The organism is Chryseobacterium sp. 22543, from assembly GCF_052044565.1.
GTDB lineage: Bacteria > Bacteroidota > Bacteroidia > Flavobacteriales > Weeksellaceae > Chryseobacterium.
Window position 1 is genome coordinate 23,903 of record NZ_JBQENH010000008.1, and the last position, 15,588, is coordinate 39,490.

The window sequence follows — 15,588 nt, forward strand, 5'->3', positions numbered from 1 at the left end:
ATCAAATTAATAGTTAGCCCCTTTTTCTCCGCTATTATTTTTTACTTCTTTCTGAGCATTATGATGAATCGTACCTTCAGCAGAAATAACCTCTATATCTTTACTTGCATTTCTTTTCACATTTGTTGACTCAGAAGAAATATCTCCTTTTGCCACTTTCAAAATATTAGCAGCCATTAAAGAATAATCCAACACAGCATTCTGCATCATCATTCCTCCGGCGGTACTCATATGATTTACTCCCGCACCTTCTGTAATATTTAATCCTGCTGTAGATGTAATATTCTCTGAAGCACTTATATTTATATTTTTTGCATTAATATTAATCGTTTCCGGTGCCGTAATGTTAATATTGCTTCCGGTAGTATCCAGATGAATCTCATTACCGCTTTTATCTTTAATAATGATGCTTTCATCTTCTGTGAAAACGATTCTGTGTCCGCTTCTCGTCTGAATAGACTTTACACGGTTGTCTGCACCACCTCCAAGGCCTATTCCACCGTGAAACATTCCTCCCATGACAAAAGGTCTGTCGGGGTGACTGTGAACGAAATTAACCATCACCTGATCTCCTATTTCAGGAATCGCTACATACCCTCGGTTTTGAGTAATCTGATCTGTTCCCCCGGCATCAGGACTCATTACTCTTACAAAATGAGTGGTATCATTCATCTGCCAGTCGAATCTCACCTGAACTCTTCCCTGTCCTTCCGGGTCAGTATTTGAGATTACGGTTGCGATCTGTGGCTGTGCAGCGGGCACATTAAATTCCGGTTTGGGTAAAAAACCTGTATCCGCTGCAATAGATTCAAAAGTTCCTGAATAATGTCCGATGGTATCAATTTCATGAACAACCTCTGTTACCATCACTTTGGTAAAATAGGATGTTTCATTACTGTCCGGTTTTCTCATGTGAATATCCACAATACATCCAGGATGTAAAAACGGAACTGTTGTAGATCCGGAAACGGAAAATACATTTACCGCTTCGCTTCCTGAAGTGCTTCTTTGGGAATGTTCTACATCCAGATGGGTTGTAGCTTTAATAGGTGCAATCTGAAGCGCCGGAGTTTTATATATTTTATCATTATGACCGTATGCTGTACGGGCAAGATCGCCCATATGACTTACAGGAGTTTCCCCGGAAGTCAGTTTTTCGTTTTTGCTGCTGTTGTAGCCGTAGTATTGAGGCTTTGTATGAACAGCTTTTAACTCTACTTTTACATGATCTGCATTGCTGCCATAGAGCAGTTTGATAGGTTTATTCTGTGGAGGAAGTTTTCCAAAATGCAGTACCTCTCCATCATAATAGAATTGTTCCCCATAAGCTTCAGCCATTCTTGCCAGATAATTGTAATGGGTTTCATTGTACTGGCTGCTGTAAATGATCTGGGAATAATCATTGGTGTCTACCCGTATATCAAACCGTTCTTTATCAATTCCCTGTTTGATTACTTCTTCAGCAATAATTCCCATGTTAACGGGTTGTCCGCCGCCAAAACTCTGGATATGCGGAGCTCCATCCAGTAAAATTGTCGGGCTGTATCCGGAAATTACAATATTTCCAAGACTCATTTTTTCCTGGCTGAATCCCACTTTGGTAATGATGCCTACAAAATTTCTTTCGGGACTTTTCTCAATATCTTTGTAAGAAATAACAGCAGTAAGACGTTTTCCCAAAAATTTATTAGCTTCTTCAAGGGTGTGGCTCTGCCTGTCTCCCAATGCGTCATGGGCAAGGGTAAGACTGAATTCGTGGTGGTGGCTAGCTTTTTGTTTAAGAGTGAAATGTTTGTAGTACTTAATAATTTTACCTTCCACAACCAGTGATAATTTAACCAGCCGGTTGATTCCTGCATGATGATTCTCGGATATTCCGTCTGCATTTTGTGACGGACGGAAGGAAGATCCTTTTGTCTTTGATTCGGTTTTCATATGCTTGTGTTTGTGTTTTGTATTAAAGATAACACTATTTTATATAACAGACACTATATAAATAGGTTATGAAGTAATATTTCCTGGTATAAGTTTTTCATTCAGGCAAAAAAAGACCGCCTTAAATAGGGACAGTCTTTTTTCTTATGAATGTTGATAATGTGTGTAAATTTTAGCTTGACGGCCATAGTCCAGCGTACTGAGAAGTACCATAGTCAATGGTTTCTGCACTGATTACAAAGCTGATAAGCATGCTATTGCTGTCTATTGCATCAAAATCAACCTGGTGTTGAATTACATATCCGTTCTGCCAGTTCAAAGTAATCAATGTTCCTTCTTCGTGAGATTTATTGAATGTAATCTCTCCCACTGTAGGTTTGTATTTACCATTTAATAAACTTTCAAGAATATCAGATTTTTCAGTAGCCTCTACTGTGACTTTGATCAGTGCATTAGAAGGATCTGATGCTACACGTCCTGATACGTCTGTAGATCTGGATACGCTGTAATTCATTTTTAACAACTTCTGTCCTTCACCGTTGTTGAATTTTAAGATTCCTCTTGAATTTCTTTCGGCCATGATTAGTAAATTTTAATCGTTAGTAATATTTTGTGATTCAGTGATTGTTTAGCAAATATAGAGGCTCTTTTTCGCTAAAAAAAACTTTTCAATATAAATCTGAGAAATTGTAGTAGTTCTACGATTTCTTGTCGTAATTCTACGACAATAGATTTAAACACTACATCGCAACACCCACCCATACAGCATTTTAAATTAAATCCCATTTTTAAGATAAAAAACAGTTTTGCACTATAAAGAGAAATAATTGAGAAATTACTGGTAAATAATGGATGACCAATTCGCTTTGCTGTGAGTTTTGGATTCAAGGTTTAAGGTTTAAGGTTAATACACTTCAACTTTTCACTTCCGGTTTTTGAACACAAAAAAAGCAGAAGTATGTACTCCTGCTTTTTGATATTATAAAAATGAATTTCTTAATGCTTTGTATATTCCGGTTGTTCCGTCGGAATTCTTGAAGGGGTAAAGTATTCATTAAGCCAGTAGAAAGTCTGCCCGTTCTGCTGAATCTTTACAGCTGGGTTATTTCTGTTGGCAAGCATTCTGTCTGCTAAATTTTTGTAGTGATAGAAATAATTTTTCACGGTCTCACCAGGTACGACCTTTGATTTTTTCCAACCTTTAAGTTTGTACTTAGCCATCAGTTCTTCTTCAGAAAGATCAAATCCTGTACTCATTCCAATAGCATAAGACATTGGCTGCTCATAAAGAGCTCCTTTATCCAGGAATTTTATAGTCGGGTTATATTTCTTCAGCAGCTTCACATATTCTTTCACTGCTCTTGCCTGATTAAAGTCTGGACGGTCTGCCTTAGTATTCCTGTATACTTCCGTATAGAAAGCTTTTAAGTTGTCATATTCCGATTCAGAAATAAGAATTCCTTTTTCTATTCCAGGAGTATAATCTTTCAGATCTTTTGGAATGTATCCTTTTACAAGGAATGGACTTCCGTAGTTGATCAGCTGTGCCGCAATTCCTGCAGATACCGGATTGGTAAGACCCGGATACAGATATTTATATTTTACGTCAACATCTGTTTTTCCTGCTCCCACTGATGAATGGAAATATTCATTAAGTGATTTATCAATATTCTGGTTATCTAAAGTAACCTGTGAAATAAGACTGTCAACAGATTTTTTCAGGAATCCGGGAGTTGTAATATCACCTTTTTTAGGGAAGATAACAAATCCCTGAGACATACTCTGTTTAGGGTAAGCCAGTGAGAAGAATCCCGCATCACCTTCTACCAGGCTGAAGTTATTCTTAGTAAGAACATCATACTGATTGATGATCTTTTGTTTTTTAAGTTCAGCAATATTTTTGGCTGTATTGGTAACAACATTTTCAGCCATCAATACAAAATCGTTATAGGTATCAGATGATCTTGCACTTGTCTGGAACATGATCAGTCTTGCCTGAGCCTGAGTAAGTGAACTGATCACACTGTACATATTTCCGCTTTGGTTGGCAGAAGTTCCTACAGTAACTACAATATTGGTTTCATCAGATACGTTTGAAAGAAGGTTTCCTGCTGCAGTAAGAGCTTCTCCTACCGGCTGATACCCGTTATTGCTTGCGCAGTTCATCTCATTCGTTTTCTGATCAATAAACGCTGTCATTTTGCTGTAGTCTGCACTTAAGTTTGATACAGAAATATTTTCCCCACAAGGATTATTTTTATATAAAACCACTCCATATTTAACATTGCTAAAATAAGATGGTTTTTCAAATCTAAGCTGAAGATCCTGCAATAATGATTTTACAATAGGTGCATAAGGTGCATTTCCTGCGCTTACGTCCAATGCAAAAACAATATTAATATTTTTATCTCTTTCTGTGATCTCTCTGTAACGGTCAAAATAAATAGGTTCACCCAATACGTTTGATACAAAGTTCTTGCTGTAATCTAAGATATTGGTAAAATATTTTGTTTTTGAATCCGGAGTTGGAGCCTGTTCCAATGGAAGGTTTACAGGAAAGATATTCTCAAGCTGCGTTCTTTTGTTAACATCTGTAAGAAGAACTGCTTTTTTATTTTCAGCATCTGATCCTGATCCTCCAGGATATCCTTCATAGATTCCTAATGTAGAATCGTTGATCCCTGTTGTGTTTTTCAGTTTAATTGCAGAACGCTCTCCCCAGCTGGAAATCACGTTAGAACTTACCCATCCGTAAAGTCCTTTGCCGATACTGTCTATATCAATTGAAGGTTTTTTACCTACTAAAAATCGTTTGTTGTTTTCAGCCTGTTTGTAGACATATACAATTTGTCCGTTTGGAATCTTTACATTGGCTGTTTCAATAAGGCTTGGTGAATTGAACACCATAATAGAGTCATTCTTATAGTACCTTTCGGCATTTTTGATAACTTCGCTGTTACTTGGCACTACGGCTACTCTTACAGGATACCCTGTTTTTTCACTTTTTAAAGCGTTATTCCAAAGAAGAAGGTCAGATTCCGGAATCCATCCATATGTTTTGATGGATTTTGACGAAACTTTTTTCATTAAAGCATCCGGAACATATTCCGCTACTTTTACCATTCCGTCTCTATGTTTTAAAACCATTAAAGGTTCAAGGAATTTTACTTCTTTGTAAGATTTCTCATCATCTTTATCCAGATAAGCTGTATTTCTCGATCTGTCTGAAATAACGATCCATGGCGCTGATTTTTTAGGATACCCGTTAACGACAGGGGAAGCATCCACCTGTCCATACTGTGACGGCTCCGGGGTTTTCTTTGACGGCAGTTTTACCTGGCAACTCGTCAATAATACTGATAACCCTATATAATATGCTGCTAGAGGAAATTTATTTTTCATCCTATTTTATCTTTAATGATTGGCGCATCCGTAAAACCGGATGATATTATTTGCTTTGGTTGATTTCTACTTTAGTTACACACTCCTGCTTATCATCCAGGTTCACTTTCACAGTCTGAATCACTGTGTTTTTGTCAAACTGAAGACCGGCACAATACATGTAGAAGTTGTTCACTTTACTGTCATTTACCTTTACTACTGTGTTTTCATTGTTACACAGATAGGTTCTCAACAGGTAATTGTAATGCATATTGAAACTGTTTCCATTCGCAATCTGCTGCAGGTGATATTTAAAATCACTATCTACCTTTGCGTAAGAATCTTCTACTGAAACTTCTTCTTCTGCAAGAGCATCATAAGCCGGAAGGATCTTAATATGGTGATAGATAGGCTCCTGAGATTCTTCAGTGTACAGCGTTACCACATAATCTCCGGGTTTTTTGTAAGAATAGATTGTAAACTTATCTTTAGAATCTGTATTTCCTGTTTCTCCGAATTTCCAGGCAAACACTTTTGCATCAGAAATGGCACGGAAAGATACGCTTTCATTTTGCATAGCCTGAGCTACAGCCTCAATGGTCGTTGCATTTTTTGCTGTATCTTTTGCTTTCTGAACGCCTCTTGCGCTTACCATTACAGGGAAAGATTTCGTATACTTATTGTCAACGATCAAACTCACCTGATAGTACCCCGGTTTATTATAGAAGTGAATCCCACTGTTTTTATCTGAAGTTGTACCGTCTCCGAAATTCCATCTTTTGGTTTTCGCAAACTGGGTCTTATCTTCGAATAAAAGTGTGTCTCCTACCGCCAGTGAAGACGGATAAACTACCCCAACAATATCATCGGCTGAATGGATGACTTTTTTCTGCAGCCATAGGGCAACCAATGCTGCGATGAGCAAAGTTGCAACAACACCGATAATAATGTTTTTCTTGTTCTTTTGAAAATAATTCATAGTTAGTAATTGTGATGTGTTTTATGTAAAGTTCCTGGTATTTATTACTTATTGTACTCTTGCTTTCAGATCCTGCTCACGCTGATAAAGCTTATTTTGCTTATCCTTAAATCCGATTCTGCATTCATCCACCTGCTTTTGAAAGATTTTAATGTCTTCTGAAGTAGTTGAAATAACTTTTTTGTCATCATAGTACATTTTATAGAATTTTGCAATCTGAGGATAAGCATCTTTTCTGATATCAATAACATCGGTACTGTTAAAATAGCTGTTAATGTCATTAACCCCTAATTGAATATTATTTTCTATAAATGGTTGAGGACCGTCATCGGTAAGCTTCGTGATCATCGTATAGGTACTGTCCATGATAGGAATAACAATTTTTTGATGACGCTCAAATTCGGCCTTCTGTTCAAGATTCTGAATTCCTCTTACATCTTCATCAGAAAATGGAGATACAAAACCTTTTAAAAAGATGACTCCCAAAAATAACATGGCAGTCACAAGCATCAGTATTAAATAAAAAAACTGATAATGCCTTTCTTTCTTTGATAATGTGATTTGTCCTTGCATATCTTTATTTTTTATCTTCTTCTTTTACTTCCTGTGAAATTTCTTGTAGGGTCTTTTCTAAGCTCGTTATTGGTTACTTTTATTTTACCCATACATTCATCCAGATCCCTTAGAACTGTTTTTTTCTTATACTCTACCTCAATGATCTTGGCCTTTAAGGTCATCATAGGCACAATCTGCTTCATCAGTATAGCATAATGCTTAAAGCTCTGCGCACTGTCTTTGCCCATAATATTTTTGGCATCTCTCACGTTGTCCATAATACTGGTTCTAAGGAATACCTCATTCTCCACCTTATTAATACTAAGCTGGTTCATTTTGTCATAAATATCATCAATGTGATCTTTCAGAACGTCACTTCGAAGCATCAGTTCTTTATAGGCTTCAGCATCCCGGCTGATCCCCTCACGTTGTATATCATAACTCTTAAAGAAGAGAAATAAACACGTAAAAGTTACAACTGACAAAACAACAAAAGACAGAATAAACTTCCAAATGCCTATTCTTACGTCAGATTTGTTTAATTTTTTTTCCCTGTTAGAAGACATAATTTGCGATTTGTTTGGCCTGTGAAAATATAAAAAAAAAAATTCATGCACAATACGTAGTTTCCCCAGACCTGTTTCGTGAAAACCCTGATTAAATTAATATTAATTTTCACTTTGATAAGTTTTTCATAAATTAGACCTCTAAATTTTAAATATCATTCGCCAAATCGATATTAAGAATGAGTAAAATATTATCTAATACCGTACGTTTTTCTATTGCTGACAGTGATTTTTATTTTAAAAAAATAATGATCAAAACACTCATGGAGAATCCTTTCTATATGCTTCTGAATGACTGTAACAATGGGCACGAGCTGGTAAACAGAATCTACAGAAGACAGGAGGATGTGTTCATCATTGAGCTATTTATGCCCGTATTAAGCGGAATTGAAGCCATTAAATACATCCGAAAAAACAACACAGAAACTCCTATTATCACCTATTCCGGTACTTACCAGGAAGATATGGCTGAAATTCTTTCAAAAATCCCTAATATCTATTATTGTCAGAAAAAAAGCACCATTATAAAGGATATTATTAAAGGAAGTATTGCTACTGAAGACTTTGATTATCAAACCTATTCCAAGGAATGGGAGCAGCAGCCCCTTGCCGTACAGGAATACATGGACAGACAGAAAAAGGGCCAGGAAGAGCTTTCTCCGGCTGAAATACAGTTGATGAGATTCTGCTATGAGGGATTCAGCAATAAAGAAATTGCAGAAAAACTTAACCTGAGCACAAGAACTATTGACACTTATATCAACCGGCTTACAGAAAAGCTGGGACTGAAAACCAAGCTTCATCTTATACGTTTCTGCGTAGAAAACGGATATTACAATTCCAGTTTATAAAAAATTCTGATTTAAAATTTAAAATTTAAAATTCCGGATATCTGGTGGAGACTGAGGAGGGTTCACAAATACTTAATATAAAGTAAGAAAACCCTGCAGAACCTTTTGCTGCCGGCATTTATTAAATTTTGTTCATTATTTTTTTTGTACCTTTATCCCGCTAGATTATTTTATTGTTAAATTGTTACAATCCTGCCTTAATATAGCATATACATTAAAAGCTCAACGATTTGAATAAAAATATTTTGCCACTAATTTGCTAGTATTCAATTTTTTTAACTAAATTTGCACACCTAAAATTTAAAATTAAAATAAGGAAATGACAAAGGCAGAATTGGTAAACACCATCTCAAATAAGTTGGGAACAGAAAAGAATGAAACACAGAAAGTTGTAGAAGCTTTTATGCAGGAGATCAGAACTTCTATGTATAATGGGGATAATGTTTATCTAAGAGGTTTTGGATCTTTTATCATTAAAACAAGAGCTGCTAAAACAGGAAGAAATATTTCTAAAAACACTGCAATTGAGATTCCTGCTCATAACATTCCTGCTTTCAAACCTTCAAAATCTTTTGTTGAGAAAGTAAAAACTAAAGTTGCAGTAAAATAAGAACATTAACTGAATATTAACTAGTTACTAAAAAATTAAAATTATGCCAAGCGGAAAGAAAAGAAAAAGACACAAGGTTGCGACTCACAAAAGAAAGAAAAGAAGAAGAGCAAACAGACATAAGAAAAAATAATCTCCTCTTCTCGAGATTTACAATATAATAATATAGTTGGTGGATTTAAATTCTTAAAGTTCACTAACTATATTTTTGTTTGCAACTATAAGATTCCGCGGAAAGCAGATGGTTTCAAATATTATTTTAATAAACATATAATGGTTTTCATTCAAAATCCTTATATTTAATAGATGAATTAATCTAGAAAACATCCACTTCCTATAATCTTAACAATTTTATCTTATTAAAAAATGAAGAAAGAACTAATAGTTTCGCATGAAGATGATCTTACAAAGATTGCATTACTGGAAGACGGAAGACTATGTGAACTTCATGAGCAAGAGGACAAAAGCGATTTTATAGTTGGAGATCTGTTTATAGGAAAAGTAAAAAAACTGGCACCCAATCTGAATGCAGCATTCGTCAATATCGGATATGACAAGGATGCATTTCTGCACTATCAGGATCTGGGGCCTCAGTATCTTACATACAAAAAGTTTTTAAAAGATACTATTTCTAAAAAACAAAGCACTTCAAGCTTAAAGAATTTCGAGATACAACCCGAAATAGACAAAAATGGAACGGTAGATAAAGTGATCGTCAAAGACGATATAGTTCTTCTGCAAATCACTAAGGAGCCAATTTCTACAAAAGGCCCAAGAATCTCTACCCAAATCTCTCTGACAGGACGCTTTCTGGTTCTGATCCCTTTCGACAATAAAGTTTCTATTTCTAAAAAGATCAGAAGTTTTGAAGAAAAGGAAAGACTGAGAACCCTTATCGACAGTATCAAACCTGAAGGTTTCGGAGTTATCATCAGAACAGTAGCCGAAGGGAAAAAAGTAGCGGATCTTCATAATGATATGAACCAGCTGGTTCAGAAATGGGAAAGCACTTTTAAAAACATCCAGAAAAATAAAGTTCCATCCAAAGTTTTAAGCGAAGAAGACAAAGCTTCAGCTATTTTAAGAGACAATTTTAATCAGGATTTCGTAAATATCATCTGCGATGATGAGCAAATGGTAAGCGAAATGACAAATTATGTAGAAGTAATTGCCCCTGAAAAGAAAAATATTGTCCAGTTTTATGATTCCCATATTCCTCTTCTGGAATATTACAATGTTGAAAAACAGCTTAAACAGAGCTTCGGAAAACACGTTAACATTCCAAGTTCCAAAGGAGCCTATCTTGTTATTGAACACACAGAAGCACTTCACGTCGTTGACGTCAACTCCGGCAACAATATTACTACCGGAGCCGCTGTCAATAAAGAACATGCACTGAAAGTGAACAAAATGGCCGCTACTGAAATCGCAAGACAACTTCGCCTCCGCGATATGGGAGGTATCATCGTTATTGATTTCATAGACATGCCAAATTCTGATCACAGAAGAGATCTTTACGAGCATCTGAAAGAGGAAATGAAACGCGACAAAGCACGCCACAAAATCCTTCCTCCTAGTAAATTTGGTCTGATCCAGATCACCAGACAAAGAAACCGTCCGGAAAAGCAGATCGACACCAAAGAAGAAAACCCGAACAAAGACGGAGAAATTGTAGCTCCTATTGTTATCGTTGAAAGAATGGGTGAAACCTTAAGAAACATCCTGCAGAAAGAAAAAGGAAAAATCTATCTGCATGTACACCCGTTTGTGGAAGCCTACCTTACAAAAGGCATTAAAAGTATCCAGATGAAATGGTTTATCAAATACAAAAAATGGGTAACCATCGTTCCAAGAGATTCTTTTAAATATTTAGAATACAAAATCTACAATGCTAAAAAAGAAGAATTAATAGAATTCTCTAATTAAGACAAAATTCAACCTCTGGTTTTTACCGGAGGTTTTTTTTATTACTTTTGTCAGACATAAAAACTCAAACAAATAATGAAAAAAATTTTATTACTGGCTATTCTGGTGATTCAGAATATCTCTGCCCAGATTGTGTCTAAAGACAATCTTTTTGCTTCAAATGGTATCTATTCTACCCCCAACTATGATGCCTGGTCTAAAATGGTTCAAAATTCAGACGGAAACATTTATTTTACTTATACCAAGAATAATGGAATGACTCCCTCACCCTCTTTTTTATCAAAGCTAACCGCCACTGGTACAATTGATACTACTTTCGGAAACAGCGGTGAAATTCAACTACCTTACACTTCCTATGACAGTCAGCTGAAAATGCAGCAGGATGGCAAACTTTTAATTCAAGCATTTACGTCTGATGCAAATATCAACTACTCAGTGGTTATCAGAATACTTCCAAACGGACAATTAGACAATACCTTTGGCGTTAACGGAATCGCAAAAATTGCTGATATCAATCCTGATCTGAATGTTCGGGGATACGGACTTGTCCTTCAGAATAACAAAATAATCGTTTACGGACAGAAAACAATTATTCCCTTACAAGATCCTACAGGGATTATATGCAGACTGAATGAAAACGGAAGCCTGGATACCACATTTGGAATGAATGGCTTTATCAATAATTTTTCAAACTTTAACTTAGTCGCTTTAGACAACCAATCCAATATTATCGGTTTTGGATACAACAAGGCAGATCCTACAGGTTCGGCATATGTGGGTGCTGTGGCAAAATACAACGCAGACGGACAGCTTATTACGGGTTTTGGAAACACAGGTATTGTCAATCTAACTTTCAATCCAGGATATATACAATCTGCAATCCTTGACAGCAATAACAATATTATTTTTTCAAGCTTTGATCCGAACGCAGCCGGAAGTCTTAACAAAATTAATGCAAACGGAACTTTTGACCCATCATTTACAGCTAATTTCAATTCTTCCTTTTCCTCTTTGAATGATATTTTGAGTATCGTTGAAAAAAATGGCTACTACTACATCGGAGGAATGAATTATGCCCAGAACGGAGGTGAATTTTTCATTTCAAAAATTGCTCAAAACGGACAAATAGATCCTGTTTTCAATTATTTTGTGGAAACAGACCCAAACCTGACAACAGTTGGAGATATGATCATTAACGACAACAATATCATTGCTAACGGAAGCGGCTATATCGTAAAATACCTTCTTAATAGTATGACATTGGCAACCACTAATCCGGGCAAATCTTCTTCTGCAGTTGCCATTGAAAACCCCGTAAGCCAAAACCTCATCTTCACATCAAAGGATAGAGTGACTAAAATAGAAATTTTCTCCGTTGGCGGGCAGGTAATAAAAACAATAAAAGACTCTCACTCTTCTGTTTCAGACTTATCCAAAGGGATCTATACCGCAAAGATAACTTTCGAGAATGGTAATACGACCAGTAGAAAGCTCATCAAAAATTAATAAAAATTCATATTTTATTTTTAAAAAAAAGTATTTGCTTAATTTTAGCAGATACTTTTTTTATTTCAATTCAAAATGGAAAAACATCATCGTTACAAAATCACCGTCCAATGGACAGGCAATCAGGGAACCGGAACCAGTGGATATAGAGATTACGAAAGAAGCCATACTATTTCTGCAGAAAACAAAATTATTATCGAGGGTTCATCAGATCCTGCTTTCCGTGGTGACAGAACAAAACATAATCCGGAAGAGATGTTTCTATCCTCACTTTCTTCCTGTCATATGCTGTGGTATCTTCATTTCTGTTCCGAGGCTGGCATTATTGTGACAGATTACACCGATGAAGCAACAGGCATAATGGCAGAAACAGCCAACGGAAGCGGATATTTTACAGAAGTAACTTTACATCCTGCAGTAACCGTTGCAGAAGAATCTATGAAGGAAAAAGCAGAACAGCTTCATCATAAAGCCAATGAATATTGTTTCATTGCCAACTCGGTTAATTTTCCGGTAAAGCATATCCCTACCACGTTAGTTATATGATACCACATTTGAAAACAAACTTTAAAAACAACGATAAACAATACGTTTTAACAGTAATAACTCTAAAAAACTCCACAAAAAGAGAATTATTTATTAAATAATTAATAAAAACAACATTTAACCACTAATAAAAACAACATAAATTAAAATTATTTATCAATTTTGTTTAAAATATAAAGTTTTTTTCATATTTTTATATAAACAAAACAAACCATGATGAAACCAAAATTGACCATTTTTGATGAGCCCATGCTTTATACCGAGGGATTATCAAGACTGCTTACACAAAGCAAAATTTTTAGCACAATTGACATTTGTAATTCTTTAGAAACCCTCTCCAAACACTTAAAAAAAGAGCCATCGGAAATGCTTGTCATGAGTTCCAACATGCTCATGCTTACAGAAATCTGCAAGTTGGTAGAAAACATTATTTCTGAACATAAAAACACCAAAATCATTGTCATAGGAAGCTCTTATGACGTGATAGATATGCGGAAGCTTTTCAACAAAGGCATCAAAGGTTATCTGGACAAGAACTGCACTTATGATGAGTTCCTGAAATCCATTAATGTTTTACTCCTCAATGAGATCTATATCTGTGATCATGCAAAGGAAAAAATGATGAATTTCATCAGCAGTGAGCAGGGAAAACAAAATCCCCACATCAAAGAACCCCTCACCCGCCGTGAAATGGAAATCCTGAAACTGATCTGCGACGGATGCAGCAGTAAAGATATCTCTGAAAAACTTTTTATCAGTATCAATACGGTAGAAACACACCGAAAAAGAATTCTTTTGAAACTGAATGCGAAAAACTCAGTCGGAATTGTAAAATATGCTATTGAGAATCATATTATCGACTGAAATTCTCCCATGAAAAACTCAAAAAAATTCCAAACTTTACAGTCTGGAATTTTTTTATGCCTAATCCATTTTTATTCTAGAATCAGGGCGTAACTTATTATTAATCCTTATTCATTGTAAAACCAGAAGTGAGACATAGAGATCAGAAATTGAGCTATGAAAAAGCTTATATAACTTTAACTTATTGTTTATGTGCAAACAACCCAAATCTCTAATCTCTGGCTCACAACTTGGAACTTTAAACTTTAAAACCCTGGACTTTTAATATCATGAGTTAATTTGTTTTGCAAAACCAATCATTGAATCATAAAAAGTAGCGAAACAAGATTAAACTTTGAATTTAAAAACCTTGAAGCTTATTCATAATCCGGCATCTCCCCGTTGCTGAAAAGCGCTGTTCGGGTAAGATCCGTCATACTGCTGTTAAGATCAATGGCCATTACATTTCTTTGCGAAATATTATCATTGGAAGTATTCATAAAAATGATCTGTGCATTATTCGGTGAGAATCTTGGGTCAAGATCATTGGTTCCCATCACTTTTTCGCTTTCAGCAGAAATATCACTTATAACATCTGTGACAAGATTATAGATGAAAATATGTGAATCCAGCTGTCGGTAATTTCCACTTCCGTCCAGATATCCTGAGACATCACGGGTAAAGAGAAGAAGCTGTCCGTCTACGGAGAAATTCAGTCCACCACTGGCTCCCGGGGAACCGGACAATACAGTTTTAAGAACAGTTCCCGTCATATCTATAACATAAACTTTGGTATTATAGCCGTTATAATCGTTGGTTTTCAAAGCTATTTTACTACCATCATAACTCCAGTCGCATTCGGATATCATACTTCCGTCAGGAGTGGTATACACCAGACTCAGACCGCTGCCGTCTTTATTGATCCTGTACAGTTTGTTGAAATTAGAATAAATAAGCTCCTTACCGTTTGTACTCCATGCAAAATCCATTTCATAATTATTAAAACCTGCTACAGCTACTGTTGTTACTTTAAAAGGATTGGAACCGTCAGGATTGGCTGTATAAATATGAGTACTTCCGCCTTCTGTACGAAGGAAAGCAATGAGACCTGCATTGTTGTTCTTACGTGGCCGCCAGCTGTTGTAGGAAGAATTGGTAAACTGGAAATTACTTCCCTGATCATCACTGGAGATGATCACAAAATTCCCATTCTGTTTTTGGGTATAATGATACCTGTTGGCCGGTACCGTATTGGTAGTAAATTTACTGATAGAGCTTAAAACTGGCTGGTGAATGCCGTCCGAAACAGACACCTGCCAGAAGTAACTTACACCAAACTTCAGATTTGAAAGCGTATAATGATTCGCTGTCAAATCATTAACCTGAATCACATTAGTGTCAAGATTATTTTTAATTGCCAAACTGTATTTTAAAACATCCGCTGTATCCGGATCTGTTGCGCTCCAGGTTAATTCGACGCTCAAAGGTTGATTTACTGCGTTATCTATCGGACTTAGCAACTGTGGTGTAGCGGGAGGAGAATTCAATGATGTATCATCATCCATCTCAAAAACTGCTGTTACCACTTGATTTTGATTCTGTATATTGACAGACTGAAAGCTGGTAATATATCCCGAAAGCTCTGCTTTTACAGAATAATTGCCTACCGGCATGCCTGCGATTTCAAAAGAGCCGTCTGTACCAGTGAAAACCGTCTGTGTTGTAGGATTGGTAAAAATCTTCACATTGGAAAGCGGCACATTACTGCCTCTTTTTACAACTTTTCCTTTTAGTGTTCCTGTTTGAGCCTGTTCTACAAGGTCTTCATTGCATGAAAACAGACAAAAAGCAAAGATGAATATGCTGAGTATTTTAATTAAAGTTTTCATA

At 36.0% G+C, this 15,588-nt stretch carries 13 protein-coding genes; 6 read left to right on the top strand and 7 right to left on the bottom strand.

From position 1 onward, the window contains the following. Window positions 1–6: 6 nt before the first annotated feature. The 6 genes from ACTJIP_RS21165 to tssO form a co-directional block, all read right to left on the bottom strand. On the bottom strand, window positions 7–1,935 hold the full coding sequence (locus ACTJIP_RS21165; protein ID WP_440705062.1) for a type VI secretion system Vgr family protein: 1,929 nt from the start codon (window positions 1,933–1,935) through the stop codon (window positions 7–9). A 172-nt stretch (window positions 1,936–2,107) separates the two neighbouring features. Next, window positions 2,108–2,515, bottom strand: coding sequence for a type VI secretion system tube protein TssD (gene tssD, locus ACTJIP_RS21170; protein WP_034697144.1), 408 nt, complete (start codon window positions 2,513–2,515; stop codon window positions 2,108–2,110). A gap of 416 nt (window positions 2,516–2,931) precedes the next feature. Beyond that, window positions 2,932–5,337: a type VI secretion system protein TssR domain-containing protein gene (gene tssR / locus ACTJIP_RS21175; RefSeq protein ID WP_077414175.1), complete on the bottom strand. Its 2,406-nt coding sequence runs from the start codon at window positions 5,335–5,337 to the stop codon at window positions 2,932–2,934. 46 nt (window positions 5,338–5,383) lie between these two features. Then, window positions 5,384–6,295: a PKD domain-containing protein gene (locus tag ACTJIP_RS21180; RefSeq protein WP_077414173.1), complete on the bottom strand. Its 912-nt coding sequence runs from the start codon at window positions 6,293–6,295 to the stop codon at window positions 5,384–5,386. Between the two features lie 48 nt (window positions 6,296–6,343). Next, window positions 6,344–6,868 (bottom strand): type VI secretion system transmembrane protein TssO, encoded by a 525-nt coding sequence (locus ACTJIP_RS21185; protein WP_077414171.1) that lies wholly within the window; start codon window positions 6,866–6,868, stop codon window positions 6,344–6,346. An 11-nt stretch (window positions 6,869–6,879) separates the two neighbouring features. Further along, window positions 6,880–7,416 (bottom strand): type VI secretion system TssO, encoded by a 537-nt coding sequence (gene tssO, locus ACTJIP_RS21190; RefSeq protein ID WP_077414169.1) that lies wholly within the window; start codon window positions 7,414–7,416, stop codon window positions 6,880–6,882. A gap of 179 nt (window positions 7,417–7,595) precedes the next feature. On the opposite strand from tssO, the gene ACTJIP_RS21195 reads away from it, so the two are divergent. The 6 genes from ACTJIP_RS21195 to ACTJIP_RS21220 all read left to right on the top strand — a co-directional run bounded on the left by ACTJIP_RS21195 (window position 7,596) and on the right by ACTJIP_RS21220 (window position 13,719). After that, window positions 7,596–8,267: a response regulator transcription factor gene (locus ACTJIP_RS21195; RefSeq protein ID WP_077414167.1), complete on the top strand. Its 672-nt coding sequence runs from the start codon at window positions 7,596–7,598 to the stop codon at window positions 8,265–8,267. Between the two features lie 319 nt (window positions 8,268–8,586). Continuing rightward, window positions 8,587–8,877: an HU family DNA-binding protein gene (locus ACTJIP_RS21200; RefSeq protein ID WP_002984212.1), complete on the top strand. Its 291-nt coding sequence runs from the start codon at window positions 8,587–8,589 to the stop codon at window positions 8,875–8,877. Between the two features lie 366 nt (window positions 8,878–9,243). Continuing rightward, window positions 9,244–10,803 carry an Rne/Rng family ribonuclease gene (locus ACTJIP_RS21205; RefSeq protein ID WP_077414165.1) on the top strand — a complete coding sequence of 520 codons (1,560 nt, stop codon included), beginning with the start codon at window positions 9,244–9,246 and terminating at the stop codon, window positions 10,801–10,803. 75 nt (window positions 10,804–10,878) lie between these two features. Next, a complete protein-coding gene (locus ACTJIP_RS21210) occupies window positions 10,879–12,309 on the top strand; it encodes a T9SS type A sorting domain-containing protein (RefSeq protein WP_440705063.1) in 1,431 nt (476 codons plus the stop codon). 75 nt (window positions 12,310–12,384) lie between these two features. After that, window positions 12,385–12,855, top strand: a complete 471-nt coding sequence (locus tag ACTJIP_RS21215; protein WP_428169125.1) for an OsmC family protein — start codon at window positions 12,385–12,387, stop codon at window positions 12,853–12,855. Between the two features lie 213 nt (window positions 12,856–13,068). Further along, window positions 13,069–13,719, top strand: a complete 651-nt coding sequence (locus tag ACTJIP_RS21220; protein WP_228408650.1) for a response regulator transcription factor — start codon at window positions 13,069–13,071, stop codon at window positions 13,717–13,719. Between the two features lie 356 nt (window positions 13,720–14,075). On the opposite strand, the gene ACTJIP_RS21225 is transcribed toward ACTJIP_RS21220, so the two are convergent. Continuing rightward, on the bottom strand, window positions 14,076–15,587 hold the full coding sequence (locus ACTJIP_RS21225) for a carboxypeptidase-like regulatory domain-containing protein (RefSeq protein ID WP_180565261.1): 1,512 nt from the start codon (window positions 15,585–15,587) through the stop codon (window positions 14,076–14,078). Between the last annotated feature and the right edge of the window lies 1 nt (window position 15,588).

Bases quoted from the DNA above. Each gene is read 5' to 3' on its own strand.
- ACTJIP_RS21215 (WP_428169125.1), top strand. From the start codon at position 12,385: ATGGAAAAACATCATCGTTACAAAATCACCGTCCAATGGACAGGCAAT.
- tssO (WP_077414169.1), bottom strand. From the start codon at position 7,416: ATGTCTTCTAACAGGGAAAAAAAATTAAACAAATCTGACGTAAGAATA.
- tssR (WP_077414175.1), bottom strand. From the start codon at position 5,337: ATGAAAAATAAATTTCCTCTAGCAGCATATTATATAGGGTTATCAGTA.
- ACTJIP_RS21210 (WP_440705063.1), top strand. From the start codon at position 10,879: ATGAAAAAAATTTTATTACTGGCTATTCTGGTGATTCAGAATATCTCT.
- ACTJIP_RS21200 (WP_002984212.1), top strand. From the start codon at position 8,587: ATGACAAAGGCAGAATTGGTAAACACCATCTCAAATAAGTTGGGAACA.
- ACTJIP_RS21180 (WP_077414173.1), bottom strand. From the start codon at position 6,295: ATGAATTATTTTCAAAAGAACAAGAAAAACATTATTATCGGTGTTGTT.
- ACTJIP_RS21165 (WP_440705062.1), bottom strand. From the start codon at position 1,935: ATGAAAACCGAATCAAAGACAAAAGGATCTTCCTTCCGTCCGTCACAA.
- ACTJIP_RS21205 (WP_077414165.1), top strand. From the start codon at position 9,244: ATGAAGAAAGAACTAATAGTTTCGCATGAAGATGATCTTACAAAGATT.
- ACTJIP_RS21185 (WP_077414171.1), bottom strand. From the start codon at position 6,868: ATGCAAGGACAAATCACATTATCAAAGAAAGAAAGGCATTATCAGTTT.
- tssD (WP_034697144.1), bottom strand. From the start codon at position 2,515: ATGGCCGAAAGAAATTCAAGAGGAATCTTAAAATTCAACAACGGTGAA.
- ACTJIP_RS21195 (WP_077414167.1), top strand. From the start codon at position 7,596: ATGAGTAAAATATTATCTAATACCGTACGTTTTTCTATTGCTGACAGT.
- ACTJIP_RS21225 (WP_180565261.1), bottom strand. From the start codon at position 15,587: ATGAAAACTTTAATTAAAATACTCAGCATATTCATCTTTGCTTTTTGT.
- ACTJIP_RS21220 (WP_228408650.1), top strand. From the start codon at position 13,069: ATGATGAAACCAAAATTGACCATTTTTGATGAGCCCATGCTTTATACC.